Raw genomic sequence first — 19,897 nt, forward strand, 5'->3', positions numbered from 1 at the left:
GGTTACGATGACTTCCCGGGCCCGCCGTACTCCCGACGCCTCGGGGCGACTCTCGGTCGCCCGCAACCCCAAGGCGACCCACGACTACCACATCCTCGAGACGTGGGAGGCGGGGCTGGTCCTGACCGGCACTGAGGTGAAGTCGCTGCGCAGCGGCAAGGCCTCGATCAAGGAGGGCTTCGCCCGCCTCGCCAACGGGGAGGTCTTCCTCGAGGGCGTGAACATCACCCCGTATGAGCAGGGCAACCGCTACAACCACGATCCCGTCCGGACCCGGAAGCTGCTGCTGCACCGGCGCGAGATCGAGCGGCTCGTCGGCGCCGTGGAGCAGAAGGGCCTGACACTGGTCCCCCTGGAGCTCTACTTCAGCAACGGGGTGGCCAAGGTGACGCTCGCGCTGGGCCGCGGCAAGAAGGCCCACGACCGGCGGGAAGACCTCAAGAAGCGTGACGCCGAGCGGGAGATGGCGCGCGCGATGAGCCGGCGCGCATGATCACGGCACTCTTCCTGGCGGCGCTCGCCGGCGGGCCCCGGCCGGCGCCGCAGATGGTCACCGTGCAGACACCGCGTGGCACCACCCGGCTGCCGGTCACGGCGCATGGCCCCGCCGGCCCCGGGGTTTCGGCCACGGCGTTCGTCGAGGCGCTCAACGGGCGGTTGCAGATCCGGGAGCCCTGGGCCGAGGTGATCCTGGCGCGGCAGTCATTCCGATTCCTGCTGAATGCGCCCGGGCTCGTCTTCAACGACCGGCTGCAGCCGCTGGTCGGCTGGGCCTGGCGCGGCCGTGATTCGCTGTTCCTGCCGCTGCAGTTCGTCGCCGAGGTGCTGCCGGGGGTGCTGGCGGAGCGGTACGACTTCCAGCCCGGCGCGGCGCGCCTGGTGGAGACGGGGCCCCCGGCGTCCGCGCCGGTCGCCCGCCTCCCGAACGGCCTGCGGCCCGGGCACGTGGTGGTGGTGGACCCGGGGCACGGCGGCCGGGATCCGGGCAACCCGGGGATCTACTTCCCCCGGGGCATGAACGAGAAGCACGTGACCCTCGCCGTGGGATTGCTGCTCCGGGACGAACTCCGCCGCCGGGGAATCCGGGTGGTGATGACCCGCCAGACGGACACCCTGATCAGCGTGCTCGAACGCGCCCCATTCTGCACGGCCGAGTGCGACCTCTTCGTGAGCCTGCACGTCGACGCACTGCCCACCAGCGCCCGCCGGAGGTTCTCCACCGTGCGGGGGTTTCATACGATCATCATCGGCGAGGAGAACACCGAGGCCACCGACCGGATCGCCGACATGGAGAACGATGCCCTCCGGTATGAGGACGCCCCGCGGCAGCAGGGGGGCGACCTCGACTTCATCCTCCGCAACCTCCAGATGAACGAGTACCTCCGCGAGTCGGCCCGCGCGGCGGAGCTGGTGCAGGAGAACCTCGATCTGGTGCACGCTGGCGACAACCGCGGGGTGAAGCAGCACAACCGGCTGGCGGTGCTCAATACCGCCCGGCGGCCCGCCATCCTGGTGGAGATGGGCTTCTCCACCAATCCGGAGGATGCCCGCCTCCTCACCAACCGCAAGTCACAGGAGTCCTTCGCCGCCGCCATGGCGGACGCGGTGGTGGCCTACCTGCTGGAGTACGAACGCCGCAGCGGCACCGGTGGAGCGGGGGGGAGCCGGTGAAGCGGGCCACCTGGCTGCTGCCACTGCTGCTGCTCGGGGCGGGGTGCGCCTACTACAACGGGATGTACAACGCCAAGCGCCTCGCCGGCCGGGCCCGCAAGGCGGAGCGCGAGGGGCGGACCTTCGACGCCAGCTCGCTCTGGGGGCAGGTCGCGGTCAAGGCCGAATCGGTGCTGGTGCGCCATCCCGGCAGCAAGTGGGACGATGAGGCGCGCCTGCTCCAGGGCACCGCGCAGGCGCGGCTCAAGGACTGCGCCGGGGCGCTCCCGCTGCTGGAGCAGGTGATGGTGCGCGCCGAGAACCGGGAGTTCCGTGAGCAGGCCGCCATGCTGGTCGGCGGGTGCCGGGTGACCCTCGGCGACCCGGTCGGCGCGACCGCGGCCTACGCCCGCCTGACGGACAGCCCGGACCCCGAGCGACGCAACCTGGCGCTCTACGCCCATGGCCGCGCGCTCCGCATCGCCGGGGACTTCGTCCCGGCGCTCGCCGAGCTGTCCGCCTCCGCGGACCCCCGCGCGCCGGGGGAGCGGATGGTGGCCCTCGCCGGCGTCGGGCGGGTGCCCGACGCGCTCGGCCTCGCCGACTCGCTCCGGGACGCCGCTGACTCGGCGGCGCCCTGGGATTCCCTCATGGCTGTCCTCGCCCGGCAGCACCCCGCGGTGGCCGATTCCCTCCTCGAGACCCTCGCCGCCGCGCCGGGCCTCCCGCCGCAACTCCGGGCCGCCCTCCTGCTCCAGGATGGCGTCCGCCGCGCCCCCGCCGACACGGCGGGCGCCGACCGGCGGTTCCGCGAGGCCATGACGCTCGCCGGCCGGTCGCCCCTCGAGGGCGAGGCGCGCTATCACCGTGTCCGTGTCCGCGTCGCCCGGGCAGAGACCGTGCCCGACCTGCTCGCGCTGCTCGACGAGCTGGAGGGAGGCGATGACGTGCCGGGACCCTACGGCCCGCGGCTGTCGGTGCTCGGCACCCAGGTGCGCCGGGTGGCCATCGCCGCCGATTCCGCCCCCGCCGGCACACCGCGCGGTGACCTCCGGCTCTTCGCCGCGGGGGAGATGGCCCGCGACAGCGTGGGGGCCACGGCATTCAGCCGGAACCAGTTCGCGCGGATCGCCCAGGAGTGGCCGGAGTCGCCCTTCGCCCCCAAGGCCATCATGGCGCTGATCGACCTGCAGCCCGAGGCACGGGACAGCCTGGTGCGCGTCCTCGAGGATCGGTACGGCACCAGCCCCTACGTGCGCCTCGCCGCCGCGGGGGACGATCCCGGAGTGGCGGCGCTCGAGGACTCGCTGCGCCGGTTCATCGCCGCCTTCCGCCCGGAGGGCGTGCGCCGGCCGACGGGCCGACCGGGACAGCCGGCCCGGCCGACCACCTCGCCGCGGGAACCGGTGAACCGCTAGTGGCCAGCGCCCTCGCCCGCACCGTAGTCGGCGTCGCCTACCAGAACCCCGTCCTGCTCGCGGCCGGCACGGCCGGCTTCGGCCGCGAGGTGGCCGGCGTGATCGACCTGGAGCGCCTGGGCGGGATCATCACCAAGGCGGTGTCCACCGCGCCCCGTCCCGGCAACCGGGCGCCGCGGGTGGCCGAGTTCCCTGGCGGCATGATGAACTCCGTCGGCCTGGCCAACCCCGGGCTGGCCCGGGTCCAGGCGGAGCAGCTCCCGTGGCTCATGCGCCACCTGCACGCCGCGCGGGCCTTGGTCAACGTGGTCGGGTTCGAGGCGCCGGATTTCGCCGAGGTCGTGGCCGGGCTGGACCAGTTCGACGGGATCGCGGGCTTCGAGATCAACCTCTCCTGCCCCAACACCCACGCCGGCGGCATGGAGTTCGGCGCCGATCCCACGAGTGCCGCCCGGGTCCTGGAGCTGTGCCGGGCACGGACCCGCAAGCCGCTGTTCGCCAAGCTCTCGCCCGCGCTGCCGGATATCGCCGGCATGGCGCTGACGGTGCGCGGCGCCGGGGCCGACGGCGTGAGCGTGGTGAACACCATGCCGGGATACCTCTACGGCGAGGCCCAGCTGCCGAGGCTCGGCAATGGCAACGGCGGGGTGAGCGGGCCGGCCCTGCTGCCGGTCGGGGTCCTGGCGGTGCGGAAGATCATGGACCGCAGCGGCGGCATGCCGGTGATCGGCATGGGTGGCATCCGGTCGGCGGGGGATGCCCGACAGTACCTGCAGGCGGGGGCCGCGCTGGTGGCAGTCGGGACTGCGGCCATGTGCAACCCGAGGATCCCCGAGCGGATCGTGGCAGACCTGGAGGCGGGCGATGGCTGAACTCGTCGTGGCGCTCGACCTGCCGGGTGACGAGGCCCGGCGGCTGCTCGACCGCCTCCCCGAGGTGCGCTGGGTCAAGGTCGGCTCGATCCTGTTCACCCGGGAGGGCCCGGCGCTGCTCCGGGAACTCGCCGGCCGGGGACTCCAGGTCTTTCTCGATCTCAAGTGGCACGATATCCCCCACACCGTGGCGGGGGCGGTCGAATCCGCAGCGGGGCTGGGCGTGGCCATGGCCACGGTCCACACCCTGGGCGGGGCCGACATGATGGCCGAGGCCGCCCGGGCCAGCGGGGGCCGGCTCGGGGTGGTGGGGGTCACCGTGCTGACCTCGCACAGCCGGGCCGGGTACGGCGCGGCCACGGGGCGGGGGCCGGAGGTGGTGCTGCTGGACGAGGTTGGCCGGCTGGCGGAGGCCGCGCAGGTGGCCGGGCTCCGGGGTGTGGTCTGCTCCCCCCTCGAGGTGGCGACGGTTCGGTCGCGGCTGGGGGCGGAGGCCTGGGTGGTGGTGCCCGGGATCCGGCGGGCCGGGGATGCCGCCGGGGACCAGGTGAGGACCGCCACCCCGGACGTTGCGGCGCGGGCGGGGGCCACGCACCTGGTGGTGGGTCGGCCGATCCTCCAGGCGGCCGATCCCCGGGCGGTCTACCGGGAGATGGCGGAGGCCGCCCGGCCCCAGGGCTGAAAACCCCCGCCTAAGTCCGTCCCCTCCCTTGCATTATCCACATGCCCCCGGTACATTCTCGTGCTCTTCGAAACCCTGTTCCTGGGGGAAGTCCGTGAAGGTTCGCTCGAGCATCAAGCCGATTTGTGAGCATTGCAAGGTCGTGCGGCGGCAGGGCACGCTCCGCATCATCTGCAAGCGCAACCCGAAGCACAAGCAGCGGCAGGGGTAACCGATGGCGCGTATTGCTGGCGTGGATCTGCCGCGAGAGAAGCGGGTCGAGATCGGCCTCACCTACATCTACGGCATCGGCCGTCCGACCGCCAACCGGATCCTGTCCGAGACTGGCGTGAGCCCGGATACCCGAGTGCGGGACCTTTCGGACGCTGAAGTGGCGCGGCTGCGCCAGTTCATCGAGCGTTCGCTTCGCGTCGAGGGCGCCCTGCGCACCGAGATCGCGATGAACATCAAGCGGCTCATGGATATCGGCAGCTATCGCGGCGTGCGGCATCGCCGGGGCCTGCCGGTCCGCGGGCAGCGCACGCATACCAACGCCCGCACCAAGAAGGGCCCGCGCCGGGCCATCGCGGGCAAGAAGAAGGTGACGAAGAAGTAATGACTGCTCCCGAGAAGCCCCAGACGCCCGCCCCGGCCGCGGCGCCCGCCGCCGCAGCCCCGGCGAAGGTGCCTGCCGCCAAGCGCGGCAAGAAGGTCGTGGAGAGCGAGGGCGTCGCCCACATCGCCGCCACCTTCAACAACCTGCTCATCACGATCACGGACATGAAGGGGAATGCCCTGGTGTGGGGCTCCGCCGGCAAGGCGGGCTTCAAGGGCTCCAAGAAGTCTACCCCCTTTGCCGCCACCGTGGCCGCCGAGAATTGCGGCCGCGAGGCTATGAACCTCGGGCTGCGCCGGGTGCACGTCCGGGTCCAGGGTCCGGGCAGCGGCCGGGAGTCGGCCATCCAGGCGCTGGCCTCCGCCGGCCTCAAGGTCGTCTCCATCCGCGACGTCACGCCGATTCCGCACAACGGCTGCCGTCCCCCCAAGAAGCGGCGGGTCTGAGCCATGCGCTACACCGGTCCGAGCTGCCGCCAGTGCCGTCGGGAAGGCACCAAGCTGTTCCTCAAGGGCACGCGCTGCCTGACGGAGAAGTGCGCCGTGGAGCGCCGGGGCTACGCCCCGGGCCAGCATGGCCAGAACGCCGGCCGTGGCCGCAAGGCGTCGGAGTACGCCAAGCAGCTGCGTGAGAAGCAGAAGGTCAAGCGCATCTACGGGCTCACCGAGCGCCAGTTCCGGAACACCTTCGACCGCATCTCGCGCGAGAGCGGCGTGAAGGGCACCAACCTGGTGATCGCGCTCGAGACCCGGCTGGACAACATCGTCTTCCGCATGGGCTTCGCCGCCAGCCGCAAGTCGGCCCGCCAGCTGGTCCGGCACGGGCACGTGCAGGTGAACGGCGGCAAGGTCGACGTGCCGTCCTACGTGATCCGCCCGGGCATGGAAGTGCGCGTGGCGCCGGCCAGCCGCGAGCTGGTGACGGTCCGGGCCGCGCAGGAGTTCGCCACCCGCGGGACCACGCTGTCGTGGCTCTCGGTGGACACCGAGAAGGCCGCCGGGCGCGTCACGGAGCGCCCGACGCGCGACGCCATCCCGCTCAATGCGCAGGAACAGCTCATCGTCGAGCTCTACTCGAAGTGACCATGACCATTGACCTGACCGGACTGGTCCGCCCGCACCTGGTCGAGATGACCAAGCGGGAAGACAACCCGAACATCGCCGAGTTCCGGCTGCAGCCGCTCGAGCGGGGATTCGGGTACACGCTGGGCAACTCGCTCCGGCGCCTGCTGCTGTCCTCGCTGCGGGGCAGCGCCGTGTGGGCGTTCCGCCTCGACGGGGTGGTGCACGAGCACCAGACCATCCCCGGCGTGCACGAGGACGTGCACCAGATCATCCAGCGCCTCAAGAGCCTCACGCTCGTGCTCGCCGACGACGTCGACGAGGCGGTGCTCAAGATCAAGAAGGACGGCGCCGGCCCCGTGTACGCCCGGGACATCATCCCGAGCGGCTCGGTCCGCGTGGTGAACCCCGACCACCTCCTCTTCACGGTGCAGGACGACCGCGAGGTGAACGGCGAGCTCCACGTCAACAAGGGCCGCGGCTACGTCGAGTCGGAGCTGCACCCCAAGGACCGCTCGCTGCCGGTGGACCTCATCACCATCGACGCGATCTACAACCCGGTCCGCCGCGCCAATTTCTCGGTTGCCGAGACCCGCGTGGGCCAGCGCACCGACTACGACCGGCTCACGGTCAGCGTCGAGACCAACGGCACCCTGTCGCCCGAGGACGCCATCGCCTATGCGGCGGCCCTGGCCCAGGAGCACTTCCGGTATTTCGTCGAGTTCGGCAAGGTCCCGATGGGCCGTCCCGAGGCGCCCGCCGGGCTGCAAGGCGGTGGCGCCCTGCGCGACAAGCTCACCAAGCTGATCGATGACTTCGGTCTCTCGGTCCGGTCGCTCAACTCGCTCAAGAACTCCAACATCCGCACCCTGGGCGACCTCGTGACCTACACCGAGGACGAGCTGCTCAAGGTCAAGAATGTCGGGGAGAAGGCGCTGAAGGAGATCGCGGATCTCCTCCGCCAGCAGGACCTGAACTTCGGGATGCGCTTCGAGGAGGCCGATGGCGACCTCCGCGTGGCTCACCCCGGTACCCCGCCGAGTGCCCGCGTGGCCCTGGACGGCGGCGAGGAGGGCTGATGCGACACCAAGCCAAGGGCCGGCAGCTTTCGCGCACGTCCGAACATCGCCGGGCGCTGATGCGGAACATGGCCACCAGCCTCATCCTGCATGGCGGGATCGAGACCACCGTGGCCAAGGCCAAGGAGCTGCGTCCCTACGCCGAGAAGCTCATCACCCTGGCCCGCCGGGGCGACCTGCACGCCCGCCGGCAGGTCGCGGCCAAGATCCGGGAGCGCGAGGCGCTTACCCGCCTGTTCGCCGAGATCGGCCCGCGGTTCGCCGCCCGGCCGGGCGGCTACACCCGGATCCTCAAGCTCGGCCACCGGCCCGGCGACGGCGCCGAGGTGGCGCGGATCGAGCTGCTGCCCGAGTGATGGCAGCCGCCTTCGCCTCCGCCAGGAACGACGAAAGGGGACCGATTGGTCCCCTTTTTTCTGGCCTGGTCCCGCGGGTGTCGGCGGCCGACGTGAGCGTCGGCCGCCGCAGGCGCCTACACGGCGACGGCGCGAGCCGTCGTCGCCTTCTTGACCCGGTTAGACTTGAGGCACTGGGTACAGACAGCCACCCGGCGCGGCGCTCCCTCGACCAGCACACGGACGGTCTGGAGGTTCGGGTACCAGCGACGCTTCTTCCGGTTGTTGGCGTGACTGACGTTGTTGCCAGTCATCGGCCCCTTCTTGCAGACGGTGCACACCCGGGCCATACGAAGCTTCCTTCCAGAGTACGTGGAACTGTGGCGGCTGAAAGAGCCCACAAGTATAACCGCCTGAATCGCTTGGCACAACTCCGGAGGGTCCCGCCACCATGCCGCGGGCACTGATTACCGGTATCACCGGCCAGGATGGGTCCTACCTCGCCGAGCTGCTCCTGGCCAAGGGCTATGAGGTCGTGGGGGTGGTCCGCCGCACCAGCCACCACAGCTACGAGCGGATCGAGCACCTGCTGGAGCGGGTGACGATCCTCCCGGCAGACCTCCTTGACCAGCACTCCCTGACCACCGTCATCGGCGAGACGCAGCCGGACGAGGTCTACAATCTCGCGGCCCAGTCGTATGTGCCAACCTCCTGGTCCCAGCCCGTCCTGACCGGCGAGTTCACCGCCCTCGGCGTGACCCGCATCCTCGAGGCCATCCGCCTGGCCTGGCCCGGGGCCCGGTTCTACCAGGCCTCGAGCTCCGAGATGTTCGGCCGGGCCATGGAAACGCCGCAGCGGGAGTCCACCCCGTTCTATCCCCGGTCGCCCTACGGCGTGGCCAAGTGCTACGGTCACTGGATCACGGTCAACTACCGGGAGAGCTACGGCCTCTACGCCGTGAGCGGGATCCTCTTCAACCACGAGTCGCCCCGGCGCGGGATCGAGTTCGTGACCCGGAAGGTCACCGACGGCGCGGCGCGCATCAAGCTGGGCCGCGCCACGGAGCTCAAGCTCGGCAACCTCGATGCCCGGCGGGACTGGGGCTTCGCGGGGGACTATGTCGACGCGATGTGGCGCATGCTGCAGCGGCCCGAGCCGCGGGACTACGTGATCGGCAGCGGCGAGACCCACACCGTACGCGAACTGGTCGAGATCGCCTTCGGCCATTTGGGGCTCGACTGGCAGCAGTACGTCACGACCGACCCGAAGTTCCTGCGCCCGGCCGAGGTGGATGTCCTGCTGGCCGACCCCGGCCTGGCGCGCCGGGACCTGGGGTGGTCGCCCACGGTGGACTTCCGGCGGCTGGTGACCATGATGGTGGACGCCGACCTGGCGCTCCTCGGCGCGGGGAAATGAAGATCCTGGTGACAGGGGCCGGGGGCTTCGTGGGGCGGTGGCTGGTGCCCGCCCTGGTGGCGGCCGGGCATGAGGTGCTCGGCACCCGGCTTCCCGGCGAGGCGCCGCCGGACTTCCTCTCCGCCGCGGAGCGGCTACGGGTGCGCTGGCTGCCGCTCGAGCTCTCGGACGGGGTCTCGGTGCGGGCCGCGGTCGAGGAGCTGCCCGACGCGGTGATCCACCTCGCGGCCCTCGCTTCCGGCGCGGAGGCGCGGCGCGATCCCGGCCTGGCGTGGGAGGTGAATGCGGCCGGCACCGCCCGCCTGGCTGATGCCCTCGGACAGCGGCGTCACGAAGGGGCGGGAGAGCCCCGGTTCCTGCTCGTCTCCACGGCCGAGGTGTACGGCCACGGCACGATGGGACGCCTGCGGACGGAGGAGGACCCGCTGCAGCCGGTCTCGCCGTACGCTTCGAGCAAGGTCGGGGCGGAGGTGGCCGCGCTCGAGGTGGCGCGGCGCACCGGGCTGCACGTGGTGATTGCCCGGTCGTTTCCCCACACCGGGCCCGGCCAGACCGAGAACTACGTGGTGCCCGCCTTTGCGCGCCGGCTCGCGGCCGCGCGCCGCATCGGGGCCGCCACGGTCAAGACCGGGAACCTGGAGCCGGTGCGCGACTTCCTTGATGTTCGCGACGTGGTGCGGGCGTACCTGGCGCTGCTGCTCCAGGGGACGCCGGGCCAGGCCTACAACATCGCCTCGGGGCAGGGCCGCAGCCTCGGCAGCATCTTTACCGACCTGGCCGGCCTGCTGGGGGTGCACGCCACGCCCCAGGTCGACCCGCAGCTCACTCGCACGGCGGACATTCCGCACCTGGTCGGGGACGCCCGTCGTCTCACGGCCGACACCGGGTGGACGCCCCAGCTCTCCTTCGCCCAGACCCTCCAGGACGTCGTCAATGCCCAAACGGACTGACCTTCGCTCCATCCTCCTGCTCGGCTCCGGCCCGATCGTGATCGGCCAGGGCGCCGAGTTCGACTACTCGGGCACGCAGGCGGTGCGCGCGCTCAAGGAGGAGGGCTACCGGGTCATCCTGGTCAATTCGAACCCTGCCACGATCATGACCGATCCTGAGGTGGCGGACCGGACCTACATCGAGCCGGTCACCCCGGAGTGGGTGGCCCGGGTCATCGAGCGGGAGCGCCCCGACGCCCTGCTGCCCACCATGGGCGGCCAGACCGCGCTCAACGTGGCGATGGCGCTGCACAAGGACGGGACGCTCGCCAAGTACAACGTGGAGCTGATCGGCGCCAACGAGCGGGCCATCCGGGTGGCGGAGGACCGCGAGGAGTTCGCCCGCGCCATGCAGCGGATCGGCCTGGCCACGCCGCGGGGCCGCACCATCCGCTCGCTGGAGGAGGGGCTGGAGGCGGTGGCCGACACCGGCTACCCGGCGATCATCCGGCCCTCGTTCACGCTGGGCGGCACCGGCGGCGGCATCGCCTACAACCGCGACGAGTTCATCGCGATCGTGGAGCGGGGCCTGGAGCTCTCGCCGGTGGGCTCGGTGCTGGTGGAGCGGAGCATCATCGGGTGGAAGGAGTTCGAGCTCGAGGTGATGCGCGACGGCAAGGACAACGTGGTGATCGTCTGCTCGATCGAGAACCTCGACCCGATGGGCGTCCACACCGGCGACTCGATCACCGTGGCGCCGGCGATGACGCTGACCGACCGCGAGTACCAGACGATGCGGGACGGGGCGATCAAGATCATCCGGGAGGTGGGCGTCGCCGCCGGCGGCTGCAACATCCAGTTCGCCGTCTGCCCCACCACGGGCGAGCAGCTGGTGATCGAGATGAACCCCCGGGTGTCGCGCTCCTCGGCCCTCGCCTCGAAGGCCACCGGGTTCCCCATCGCCCGCATCGGGGCCAAGGTGGCGGTCGGGTACACGCTGGACGAGCTGCCGAACGACATCACCAAGACCACCCCGGCCAGCTTCGAGCCGGTGCTCGACTACGTGGTGGTGAAGATCCCCCGCTTTGCCTTCGAGAAATTCCCCACCGCCGACCCCAGGCTCGGCACCCAGATGAAGGCGGTGGGCGAGGCGATGGCCATCGGGCGCACCTTCAAGGAGGCGTTCCAGAAGGGTTTCCGCGCGCTCGAGGCGGACCGCTCCGGCTGGGAGGTGGGGAAGGCCCCGATCGACGACCGGCTGACGGACACCTCGCTCGAGGCGGTGAAGGCCGCGATCCGCACCCCGACCGCGGAACGGATCTACCAGGTCAAGCGGGCGATGCTCATGGGGGTCACCATCGAGGAGGTCGCCGACCGCACCGGCATCGACCCCTGGTTCCTCGACCAGATGCTGGAGCTGATCGAGGCCGAGCGCGACTACGCGGAGCGGCGGCCGGAGGGCGCGGCGGAGAAGGACCAGCTGCGCCGCATGAAGCAGTTCGGCTTTTCGGACCGGCAGCTCGCCGACCTCCGCGGGACCCGGGAGTCCGACGTCCGGGCCCGGCGGCACGCCCTGGGCGTCCGGCCGGTCTTCAAGACGGTCGACACCTGCGCCGGGGAGTTTCCCTCGCAGACCCCGTACCTGTACTCCTGCTACGACGAGGAGAACGAGGCCCGGGCCCGCGGCGAGAAGACCGTGATCATCCTGGGCAGCGGTCCCAACCGCATCGGGCAGGGTGTCGAGTTCGACTACTGCTGCGTCCGCGCCACCCTGGCCTTCCGGGAGCTGGGCTTCCGCACCGTGATGGTGAACTCCAACCCCGAGACCGTCTCCACCGACTACGACATCTCCGATACCCTCTACTTCGAGCCGCTCACGCTCGAGGACGTGCTGGAGATCGTGCACGTGGAGCAGCCGCTCGGCGTGGTGGTGCAGCTGGGCGGGCAGACGCCGCTCAAGCTGGCCCGCGGGCTCGAGGCCGCCGGGGTGAAGATCCTGGGCACCTCCCCCGACAACATCGATGCCGCCGAGGACCGCAAGCGCTTCGAGGCGCTGGCCCGGGAGCTCGACGTCACCCAGCCGCCGGCCGGGACCGCGATGTCGCTCGACGAGGCGGTGCGGGTGGCCGGCCAGGTGGGCTACCCCTGCCTGGTGCGGCCTTCCTATGTGCTGGGCGGGCGGGGGATGGAGATCGTCTACGACGAGCCGTCGCTGCGCGACTACTTCGGCCGCGCCACCCGGGTGGCGCCCGGCCACCCGGTGCTGATCGACCGCTTCCTCGAGGATGCCTTCGAGGCCGACGTCGATGCCCTGGCCGACGGCCACCGCTGCGTGATCGGCGGGGTGATGCAGCACATCGAGGATGCCGGCATTCACTCCGGCGACTCCGCCTGCGTGCTGCCGCCCTACCTGATCTCCGAGGCGCAGGTGGAGCAGATGAAGCGCTACACCCGGGCCTTCGCGGCGAAGCTGGGGGTGGTGGGGCTCATCAACGTGCAGTACGCCATCAAGGATGGTGTGGTGTACGTGCTCGAGGTGAACCCGCGCGCCTCGCGCACCGTGCCGTTCGTCTCCAAGACCACCGGGGTGCCGTTCGCCAGCCTGGCCGCCGCGGTCATGGCCGGCAAGACCCTCGACGAGCTCGGCCTGCAGGACAGCGTGGACCAGCCGTACGTGGCGGTGAAGGAGGCGGTCTTCCCCTTCAACAAGCTCCACGGGGTGGACCTCATCCTTGGCCCGGAGATGCGCTCCACCGGCGAGGTGATGGGGATCGCGGAGTCGTTCGGAATGGCGTACGCCAAGGCCCAGCACGCCGCCGATGGCCCGCTGCCCCTCGAGGGCGGCGTCTTCGTCACGGTGAACGACCACGACAAGGTCACCGTGGTGCCCATCGCACGGCGACTGCACGAGCTCGGCTTCCGCATCTACGCTACCGACGGCACCGCGCGGCACCTCCGGGTGCGCGGCATCCCCGCCGAACGGGTGCTCAAGGTGTACGAGGGGCGGCCCAACGCGATCGACCTGCTGGTCTCCGGGCAGATCCGCCTGCTGATCAACACCCCGCTCGGCAAGCTGACCCAGCAGGATGACTACACCATCCGCGCCGCGGCCCTGGCCCACCGGGTGCCGTACACCACCACGATGTCGGCGGCGTCGGCGGCCTGCGACGCGATCATCGCGCTCAAGAGCCGGGAACGCACCGTCTGCTCGCTGCAGGAATGGCACGAGATCGCCCGGAAGTCGCGCGAGACGACATGAGTTCCGCCCGCACCCCGGCCTTCATCGCCGCCCTCCGCGCGCGGGTGGGGGGCGAGGTGCGGGAAGCCGAAGGCCTCGCGCGCTACACCACCTACCGCATCGGCGGACCGGCCACCGTCCTCCTCCCGCAGCGGCCCGAGGACGTGGGCGCCGCGCTGCAGTGCGCCGCGGCCCACGGGGTTCCGTGGTTCGCCCTCGGGCTCGGCTCCAACCTGCTCCTCCCCGATGAAGGCCTCGACGCGCTGGTGATCCGCCTCGGCCGGGGGCTCGACCGCCTGGAGCCCCTCGGGGACGGGCGCTGGCGCGCCGGCGCCGGCCTGCCGCAGCCGCTGGCCGCCCGGAAGACCGCCGAGGCCGGCTTCGCGGGGCTGCACCGCTTCGTGGGCGTCCCCGGCACCGTCGGGGGCGGCGTCTACATGAACGCCGGCTGCCACGGCGGCGAGTGGGCCGAGGTGGTCGAGTCGGTGCTCGCCGTGGACGCCAGCGGTGTGGACCGGGTGATCCCGCGCGGGGAGATTCCCTTCCGGTACCGGCACAGCGGGCTCACCGGGCTCGTGGTGCTCACGGCGACCGTCCGCCTCGAGGCCACCGACCGGTCCGCGATCGAGGCGGAGGTGGCGGAGCTCTTCCGCTGGAGGCAGGAGGGTACGCCCTTCAACCAGCCCTGCTGCGGCAGCGTCTTCAAGAACCCGGGGGGGCCGGGCTGGAAGCGGCCGGACGCGCCCCGCTCGGCGGGTCAGCTGATCGAGGCGGCGGGACTCAAGGGCACTCGCGTGGGCGGGGCGGAAGTGTCGCCGATGCACGCCAACTACTTCGTGAACACCGGCGGCGCGAGTGCCGCCGACGTGCGCGGACTGATTGCACTGGCACGGCGGACGGTGCGGGAGCAGTTCGGGGTGGAGCTGGAAACCGAGGTGAAGATGGTCCGGCCGGATGGGAGCTTCGAGCCCGCGCTGTCCTAGGCCACCGCTCTCCCGGCCTTACCCGGGGACCAGGCGATATCCCGTCTTCCGCACTGTCAGCAGGTGCCGCGGGCGCGCCGGGTCAGGCTCCAGCTTGCGCCGCAGCTCCACGACGTGCACGTCGACGGTGCGGGACACCACGTCGGCCTCGTAACGCCACACTTCCTCCAGCAGTTCAGTCCGGGTGGCCACGCGCCCCTCCCGCCGGAGCAGGGCGACGAGCAGGTCGAACTCGCGGGGTCGAAGCGCCACCGGCTGCCCGTCGCGGCGGACCTCGTGGGTCCCGGCGTCGACCACGATGCCGGCGAATTCCCACCGCTCGTGCGCCGTACCCCCACTGCGACCCGCGCGGCGGAGCATGGCAGCCACGCGCGCCAGCAACTCGGGCAGGGAGAAGGGCTTGACCACGTAGTCGTCGGCGCCGAGCCGGAAACCCCGCAACCGGTCGGCCTCGTCGCCCCGGGCGGAGAGGATCAGCACCGGGACGTCGTGGCCCTCCTCCCGCAGCGTCCGCAGCACCTGCATGCCGTCGAGCAGGGGGAGCATGAGGTCGAGCACCACCAGCGCTGGCTGCCAGCGGCGGGCCAGGTCCAGTCCCTCGGGGCCTGTGGTGGCGATGCGGACCGCATAGCCCTCGAGTTCAAGGTTGAGCCGCAGCCCCTCCCCGATGCCGGGATCATCCTCGACCACCAGCACACGGGTCATGCCGCCGCCCCTGCGGCCGGGCGTGGCAGGGTCACGACGAAGCGCGCGCCCCGGGCAGCGCCGCGTTCCACCCGCACCGCGCCGCCGTGCAGGTCCACCAGGCGACGCACCACCGCCAGGCCGAGCCCGCTGCCGCCGGTCGCCGCTCCCCGCTCGAAGGGCCGCCACAGCCGCGCCAGGTCGCCCTCGGGCACGCCCGCGCCCTCGTCCTCGACGCTCAGCCGGAGGCCGTCACCCTCGCGGGCGGCGCGGACGGTGATGGCGCGGCCCCCCGGCGCGTGCCGGATGGCGTTGTCCACCAGGTTGATGAGGATCCGGCGCAGCGCCTCGCCGTCGGCGGGGAAGGGCAGTGGCGTCGCGGCGTCCACCACGGGCGTGATGCCGCGCTGCCGCAGCAGCGGCCCGAAGCCCGCCATCACCTCCTGGAGCAGCAGGTCGATCCGCTCCTCCCGGAAGTACAGGCGCTCGGAGGGGCGGCCCACCCGCGAGACGGCCAGCACGTTCTCCAGCATCTGCACCAGGCGGCGGGTTTCCCGCACGATCGCCTCGAGCGCGCCCCGGCGGGCCTCCGGGCTCCGCGCCCGGTCCAGTTGCAGCGTCTCCGCGAAGAGCTGGATCTGGGTGAGCGGCGTGCGGAGCTCGTGGGTGACGCTGCTCGCGAAGTCCGCCTGCTGCCGGCCGAGTCGCCAGGTGCGCCAGGCCGCCACCCCGATGCCGAGGATGAGCAGGGTGAGCAACAGGAAGCCCCCGAGAATCCACGCCCGCGGGGAGGTCGGGAGCCCGCCATCCACCAGCCGCTCGGCGGCCCCCGGCGGGAGCGAGACCTCGACCAGCGCCGCAAGGCTCCCGCCCATGTGGGCCTCGGCCAGGTACGGCGGGGCGGGGGGCGGGTCGCTCTGGTAGAGCTGTTCGCCGGCGGGGCTCGTGATCCGGAGGCGGAGTGTGGCGCTGCTGTCTCCCGGTACCGCGACGGCGTACGACCGGGCCACGCCAGCCAGGATCCGCGCCTGGAACTGGGCCAGGGGCACCTCGAACCCATGCCACCGTCCCTGGGCATCCAGCGGCGCGGCCACAAGGAGCGTGGCCTGCTCGCCGGCGTCCGCCACCAGGTACAGGAAGCGGGCGGCCACGGTCGTGCCGGGGCCGCTGACCCCGGGGCCCCACGAGGCACCGTCCGCGGCGCCGCGGCGGATCCGCTCGGCCAGGAGCGTTTGCCGGGCCGTCCGGGTGGCGCCATCGAGCGGGCGACCGACCGTCGTCCAGCGCCCATCGGCGCTGACGGTGAAGGCGCGGGTGGGCGCGAGCAGCGTGAACCCGGGGCCGATCGCCTCGCGCTCCGCGCGGGCCACGAGGCGTTGGAGGTCGGGCAGGGGGCCGGCCGTCGCGGCATCATGGCTGGCCTTGAGCAGGGTGCGGATGGCGAACCAGGCCTGCACCTGGACGCTGTTGGCGATCGCCGCGGCGAGGAGCGTCACCTGGCTGTGCACCGCGGCCTCCGCGGCGCGGCGATGGCGCTCCGCCGCCCGCCAGGCGCCGTGGGCGGCTACTGCCGCCAGCGCGATGGCGGCCGCGACGCCGAGACCGAGCAGCTGTGCGGCGCGCCGGTCATGGCGCGGCAGGGAGGCGGGAGCCATGCGCGGAAGATACCGCGGGCGCTCCCGCGGGAGGGCGCCTTACCAGATCCGAACACCGCCCGGACCCCCGCCGAACCCGACGAGACGGCCCTGCCGCTATGCTCCGGGACAATCCTCGACCGGTAGACCTCCAGGAGCTGTGCATGCGCCACGCGATCCTGTTCGTGTTGTTGTGCCCCGGGCTCCTGGCGGCCCAGGCGGCCGATTCCGCCCAGGCGGCCCGCGCCCATCTGCGCGCCGCGAACGCGGCGCTCCGCGCCGGGGACACCGCCGCGGCGCTCGGTGCCGCGGAGTTGGCGGTGCGCGCTTGGCCCACGCAGGTGGCCTACCGGCTGACGCTGGCGCGGTTCGCGGCGCGGGCCGGGCGGGCTGAACTGGCGTTCCGCGAACTCGACACCGTGATCGCCCTCGGGGCCGGCTGGACGGACCGCGACCCCCTGCACGCGGCGCTCGCCGGGGCCCCCGGGTATGCGGCCCTTCAGGCGCGCATGCAGGCGGGCGTGGCGCCGCTGGCACGGAGCCGTGTGCAGGCCACCCTGCCGGACACCTTGTTCCATCCGGAGGGCATTGCGTGGGACGGGGCACGGCAGCGGTTCCTGGTGTCGAGCATCCGGAGGCGGCAGGTCGTGGCGGTGGACCTGCAGGGGCGGACCGTGCCGTTCCTGCGCCCGGGCCAGGACGGGCTCGATGCGGTCATCGGCCTGGGGGTGGACTCCATGGCCGGCGTCCTCTGGCTGGCCTCCCGGGCCCTCCCCAACCAGGAGGGGTACACCGCGGCCGACGCCGGCCGCTCGGCGCTCTACGCCTATGACCTGGCCACCGGGACGCTCCAGCGCCGGGTCGATGCCGCCGGGGCCGGCCTGGGCGACCTCACCCTCGGCCCCGATGGCACCGTCTATCTCTCCGATGACGTGGGCCAGGCCATCCACCGGCTGCGGCCGGGCGCGCCGGCCCTCGAGGCCGTGATCCGCGGCGACCCGCTGCTCCGCAGCCCCCAGGGCCTCGCGCTGGCGCCGGACGGTGCGCGGCTCTACGTGGCCGACTGGTCGCACGGCCTGCAGGTCGTGGACCTCGCCTCCGGCCGGGTGCGCACCGTGCCCCTCGATGGGGTGGGGACGCTGCTCGGGCTGGACGGACTCGTCCTCGCCGCGCCGGGGCGGCTGGTGGCGCTGCAGAATGGCCTGGCGCCACCGCGCGTGGTGGCGCTCACGCTCGACGCCGCCGGGGAGCGCGTGGCGCGCCTGGAGGTGCTCGATCGCCACCTGCCCCTCGCGACCGAGCCTACCCTGGGCGTGCTGACGGGGGGCGCGCTGGTCTATGTGGCCAACAGCCCCTGGGCCAACTACGACGACGCCGGTGCCCCCCTCCCCGGGACCGGCTGGCCTCCGCCCATCCTGCTCCGCCTGCCGCTCCGGCCCCAGTAGCCCCCCGCCCCTGCCCGTCTATCTTTCGCGCGAACCCAACAAGGCCTTCGCGCGATGGCAGACCATTTCGTCCACGAGTCGAGCTACGTCGATGCCGGCGCCACCGTCGGCGCCGGGACGAAGATCTGGCATTTCAGCCACGTGATGCCGGGCGCCGTGATCGGCGAGCGCTGCAACCTCGGCCAGAACGTGGTGGTGATGCCGGGGACCCGGATCGGCAACAACGTGAAGATCCAGAACAACGTCTCGATCTACGAGGGGGTCACGCTCGAGGACGACGTCTTCTGCGGTCCGAGCTGCGTCTTCACCAACGTGAACAACCCCCGCTCCCACATCTCCCGCAAGCACGAGTACCGGGTCACCCTGGTCCGTCGCGGCACGTCGATCGGTGCCAATGCCACCATCGTCTGCGGCGTGACCCTCGGGGAATACGCCTTCGTGGGCGCCGGGGCGGTGGTGACCAGCGATGTCCCGGCCTACGCCCTGATGGTCGGGGTGCCGGCGCGACGGGTGGGCTGGATGTGCCAGTGCGGGGAACGGTTGCATGTGCGCGACAGGGGGGCGTCCTGCAGCGGCTGCGGCGCGAGCTATCGTGAAGACCAGGGCGCACTTAGCCTGATTGACCCTCCCCGGGACGCCCGCTAGGTTCCGGGGCCTTCGCTGGCCCTGATATTGCTCCCCGGCGGGGGCGCCACCGGGTGGTGCCACCCTGCCCCCGGCGATCCATCCGACCCCCGGAGTCTCGCGTGAACGTGCCGCTGCTCGACCTCGTCGCCCAGTACCGGGCGATCAAGGATGACGTGCTGCCCCTCCTGATGGGGGTGGTGGAGCGGCAGCAGTTCATCCTGGGGGAGGAGGTCGCGCGGCTGGAGCAGCAGGTAGCGGCGCTCTCCGCGGCGCGGCACGGGATCGCCTGCGCCAGCGGCACCGACGCGCTGCTGCTCGCGCTCCGGACCCTCGACCTGGCGCCCGGCGACGAGGTGATCTGCCCGGCCTTCACGTTCTTTGCCACCGCCGGGACCATCCACAACGCCGGGGGCATCCCGGTCTTCGCCGACATCGAGCCGTCGAGCTTCAACCTCGCGCCGGCCGCGGTCGAGGCGGCGATCACGCCGCGCACCCGCGCCATCGTGGTGGTGCACCTGTTCGGGCAGATGGCCGACATGGAGGCGCTCGGGGCCATCGCCGCGCGGCACGGGCTCTCCCTCATCGAGGACGCGGCCCAGGCCATCGGGGCCCGGCGGCAGGTCGGTGGCGCCTGGCGCCTGGCGGGGGAACTCGGCTACGTGGGGGCGTTCTCGTTCTTCCCGAGCAAGAACCTCGGGGCCTGGGGCGACGCCGGGATGATGGTCACCCAGGACGATGCCCTCGCGACGCGGCTGCGGCGGCTGCGCACCCACGGCGGCGCCAAGCAGTACCACCACGAGGAAGTGGGCTACAACAGCCGGCTGGATACCCTGCAGGCGGCGGTGCTGCTGGCCAAGCTGCCGCACCTGGCCGGGTGGAGCGCCGCGCGGCGGGCCCGGGCGGCGCGGTACACCGCCGCCTTCGCGGGGCTGCCCGCCATCTGCGCCCCGCGGGTCGAGGCGGGGAACGAGCACATCTTCCACCAGTACACGGTGCGGGCGGACCGGCGCGACGCGCTGGTCGAGCACCTCAAGGCGCAGGGCATCGGCTGTGCCGTCTACTATCCGCTGGCGCTGCACCTGCAGCCCTGCTTCGCGTCCCTCGGGTACCGCCGGGGCAGCCTGCCGGTCACGGAGGCGGCGATGGCCTCGGTGCTGTCGCTCCCCATCTACCCGGAGCTCACGGACGCCCAGCAGGACGCGGTGGTCGCCGCGGTGTCGGGATTCTATCGTCAGGCGTGAGTGGCGG

At 72.1% G+C, this 19,897-nt stretch carries 21 protein-coding genes; 18 read left to right on the plus strand and 3 right to left on the minus strand.

Translation table 11 applies throughout. The features are described 5' to 3' along the window. Nucleotides 1-7 precede the first annotated feature (7 nt). The 11 genes from smpB (at nucleotide 8) to rplQ (ending at nucleotide 7,713) form a co-directional block, all read left to right on the plus strand. Nucleotides 8-493 carry an SsrA-binding protein SmpB gene (gene smpB, locus IPJ95_08685; GenBank protein ID MBK7923693.1) on the plus strand — a complete coding sequence of 162 codons (486 nt, stop codon included), beginning with the start codon at nucleotides 8-10 and terminating at the stop codon, nucleotides 491-493. After that, nucleotides 490-1,671, plus strand: a complete 1,182-nt coding sequence (locus IPJ95_08690; protein MBK7923694.1) for an N-acetylmuramoyl-L-alanine amidase — start codon at nucleotides 490-492, stop codon at nucleotides 1,669-1,671. Before smpB ends, IPJ95_08690 begins: the two co-directional genes overlap by 4 nt. Then, nucleotides 1,668-3,068: a hypothetical protein gene (locus IPJ95_08695; protein MBK7923695.1), complete on the plus strand. Its 1,401-nt coding sequence runs from the start codon at nucleotides 1,668-1,670 to the stop codon at nucleotides 3,066-3,068. Before IPJ95_08690 ends, IPJ95_08695 begins: the two co-directional genes overlap by 4 nt. Continuing rightward, a complete protein-coding gene (locus IPJ95_08700; GenBank protein ID MBK7923696.1) occupies nucleotides 3,068-3,940 on the plus strand; it encodes a dihydroorotate dehydrogenase in 873 nt (290 codons plus the stop codon). The genes IPJ95_08695 and IPJ95_08700 overlap by 1 nt, the downstream gene beginning before the upstream one ends. Beyond that, nucleotides 3,933-4,622: an orotidine-5'-phosphate decarboxylase gene (pyrF, locus tag IPJ95_08705; GenBank protein MBK7923697.1), complete on the plus strand. Its 690-nt coding sequence runs from the start codon at nucleotides 3,933-3,935 to the stop codon at nucleotides 4,620-4,622. Before IPJ95_08700 ends, pyrF begins: the two co-directional genes overlap by 8 nt. Nucleotides 4,623-4,716: 94 nt before the next feature. After that, complete coding sequence (rpmJ, locus tag IPJ95_08710) at nucleotides 4,717-4,833, plus strand: 50S ribosomal protein L36 (GenBank protein MBK7923698.1); 117 nt, start codon at nucleotides 4,717-4,719, stop codon at nucleotides 4,831-4,833. Between the two features lie 3 nt (nucleotides 4,834-4,836). Continuing rightward, nucleotides 4,837-5,217 (plus strand): 30S ribosomal protein S13, encoded by a 381-nt coding sequence (gene rpsM, locus IPJ95_08715; protein MBK7923699.1) that lies wholly within the window; start codon nucleotides 4,837-4,839, stop codon nucleotides 5,215-5,217. Continuing rightward, nucleotides 5,217-5,663 carry a 30S ribosomal protein S11 gene (gene rpsK / locus IPJ95_08720; GenBank protein MBK7923700.1) on the plus strand — a complete coding sequence of 149 codons (447 nt, stop codon included), beginning with the start codon at nucleotides 5,217-5,219 and terminating at the stop codon, nucleotides 5,661-5,663. The genes rpsM and rpsK overlap by 1 nt, the downstream gene beginning before the upstream one ends. Before the next feature lie 3 nt (nucleotides 5,664-5,666). Next, nucleotides 5,667-6,299: a 30S ribosomal protein S4 gene (gene rpsD, locus IPJ95_08725; protein ID MBK7923701.1), complete on the plus strand. Its 633-nt coding sequence runs from the start codon at nucleotides 5,667-5,669 to the stop codon at nucleotides 6,297-6,299. Between the two features lie 2 nt (nucleotides 6,300-6,301). Further along, nucleotides 6,302-7,357 (plus strand): DNA-directed RNA polymerase subunit alpha, encoded by a 1,056-nt coding sequence (locus IPJ95_08730; GenBank protein MBK7923702.1) that lies wholly within the window; start codon nucleotides 6,302-6,304, stop codon nucleotides 7,355-7,357. Beyond that, the gene (gene rplQ / locus IPJ95_08735; GenBank protein MBK7923703.1) at nucleotides 7,357-7,713 is read left to right on the plus strand and encodes a 50S ribosomal protein L17; all 357 of its coding nucleotides are present in this window, start codon (nucleotides 7,357-7,359) and stop codon (nucleotides 7,711-7,713) included. Before IPJ95_08730 ends, rplQ begins: the two co-directional genes overlap by 1 nt. A 116-nt stretch (nucleotides 7,714-7,829) precedes the next feature. Here rplQ and IPJ95_08740 read toward each other — a convergent pair whose 3' ends face one another. Next, nucleotides 7,830-8,042, minus strand: a complete 213-nt coding sequence (locus IPJ95_08740) for a 50S ribosomal protein L28 (protein ID MBK7923704.1) — start codon at nucleotides 8,040-8,042, stop codon at nucleotides 7,830-7,832. Between the two features lie 101 nt (nucleotides 8,043-8,143). On the opposite strand from IPJ95_08740, the gene IPJ95_08745 reads away from it, so the two are divergent. The 4 genes from IPJ95_08745 to murB are packed head-to-tail and all read left to right on the plus strand — an operon-like array spanning nucleotide 8,144 to nucleotide 14,259. Then, complete coding sequence (locus tag IPJ95_08745) at nucleotides 8,144-9,109, plus strand: GDP-mannose 4,6-dehydratase (GenBank protein ID MBK7923705.1); 966 nt, start codon at nucleotides 8,144-8,146, stop codon at nucleotides 9,107-9,109. Then, the gene (locus IPJ95_08750) at nucleotides 9,106-10,059 is read left to right on the plus strand and encodes a GDP-mannose 4,6-dehydratase (GenBank protein ID MBK7923706.1); all 954 of its coding nucleotides are present in this window, start codon (nucleotides 9,106-9,108) and stop codon (nucleotides 10,057-10,059) included. The genes IPJ95_08745 and IPJ95_08750 overlap by 4 nt, the downstream gene beginning before the upstream one ends. Continuing rightward, the gene (gene carB / locus IPJ95_08755) at nucleotides 10,043-13,297 is read left to right on the plus strand and encodes a carbamoyl-phosphate synthase large subunit (GenBank protein MBK7923707.1); all 3,255 of its coding nucleotides are present in this window, start codon (nucleotides 10,043-10,045) and stop codon (nucleotides 13,295-13,297) included. Before IPJ95_08750 ends, carB begins: the two co-directional genes overlap by 17 nt. Further along, a complete protein-coding gene (gene murB / locus IPJ95_08760; protein ID MBK7923708.1) occupies nucleotides 13,294-14,259 on the plus strand; it encodes a UDP-N-acetylmuramate dehydrogenase in 966 nt (321 codons plus the stop codon). Before carB ends, murB begins: the two co-directional genes overlap by 4 nt. Nucleotides 14,260-14,277: 18 nt before the next feature. Here murB and IPJ95_08765 read toward each other — a convergent pair whose 3' ends face one another. Both IPJ95_08765 and IPJ95_08770 read right to left on the minus strand, forming a co-directional pair. Then, nucleotides 14,278-14,964, minus strand: coding sequence for a response regulator transcription factor (locus IPJ95_08765; GenBank protein ID MBK7923709.1), 687 nt, complete (start codon nucleotides 14,962-14,964; stop codon nucleotides 14,278-14,280). After that, nucleotides 14,961-16,598: a HAMP domain-containing histidine kinase gene (locus IPJ95_08770; protein ID MBK7923710.1), complete on the minus strand. Its 1,638-nt coding sequence runs from the start codon at nucleotides 16,596-16,598 to the stop codon at nucleotides 14,961-14,963. Before IPJ95_08770 ends, IPJ95_08765 begins: the two co-directional genes overlap by 4 nt. 143 nt (nucleotides 16,599-16,741) lie before the next feature. Between IPJ95_08770 and IPJ95_08775 the strand changes: the two genes are divergently transcribed. From IPJ95_08775 to IPJ95_08785, 3 genes are all read left to right on the plus strand, one after another. After that, nucleotides 16,742-18,022: a hypothetical protein gene (locus IPJ95_08775; protein MBK7923711.1), complete on the plus strand. Its 1,281-nt coding sequence runs from the start codon at nucleotides 16,742-16,744 to the stop codon at nucleotides 18,020-18,022. A 54-nt stretch (nucleotides 18,023-18,076) separates the two neighbouring features. Next, nucleotides 18,077-18,667: an N-acetyltransferase gene (locus IPJ95_08780; protein MBK7923712.1), complete on the plus strand. Its 591-nt coding sequence runs from the start codon at nucleotides 18,077-18,079 to the stop codon at nucleotides 18,665-18,667. A gap of 101 nt (nucleotides 18,668-18,768) precedes the next feature. Continuing rightward, complete coding sequence (locus tag IPJ95_08785) at nucleotides 18,769-19,890, plus strand: DegT/DnrJ/EryC1/StrS family aminotransferase (protein ID MBK7923713.1); 1,122 nt, start codon at nucleotides 18,769-18,771, stop codon at nucleotides 19,888-19,890. Nucleotides 19,891-19,897: the final 7 nt, after the last annotated feature.

Source organism: Gemmatimonadota bacterium (assembly GCA_016713785.1).
Lineage (GTDB): Bacteria > Gemmatimonadota > Gemmatimonadetes > Gemmatimonadales > GWC2-71-9 > JADJOM01.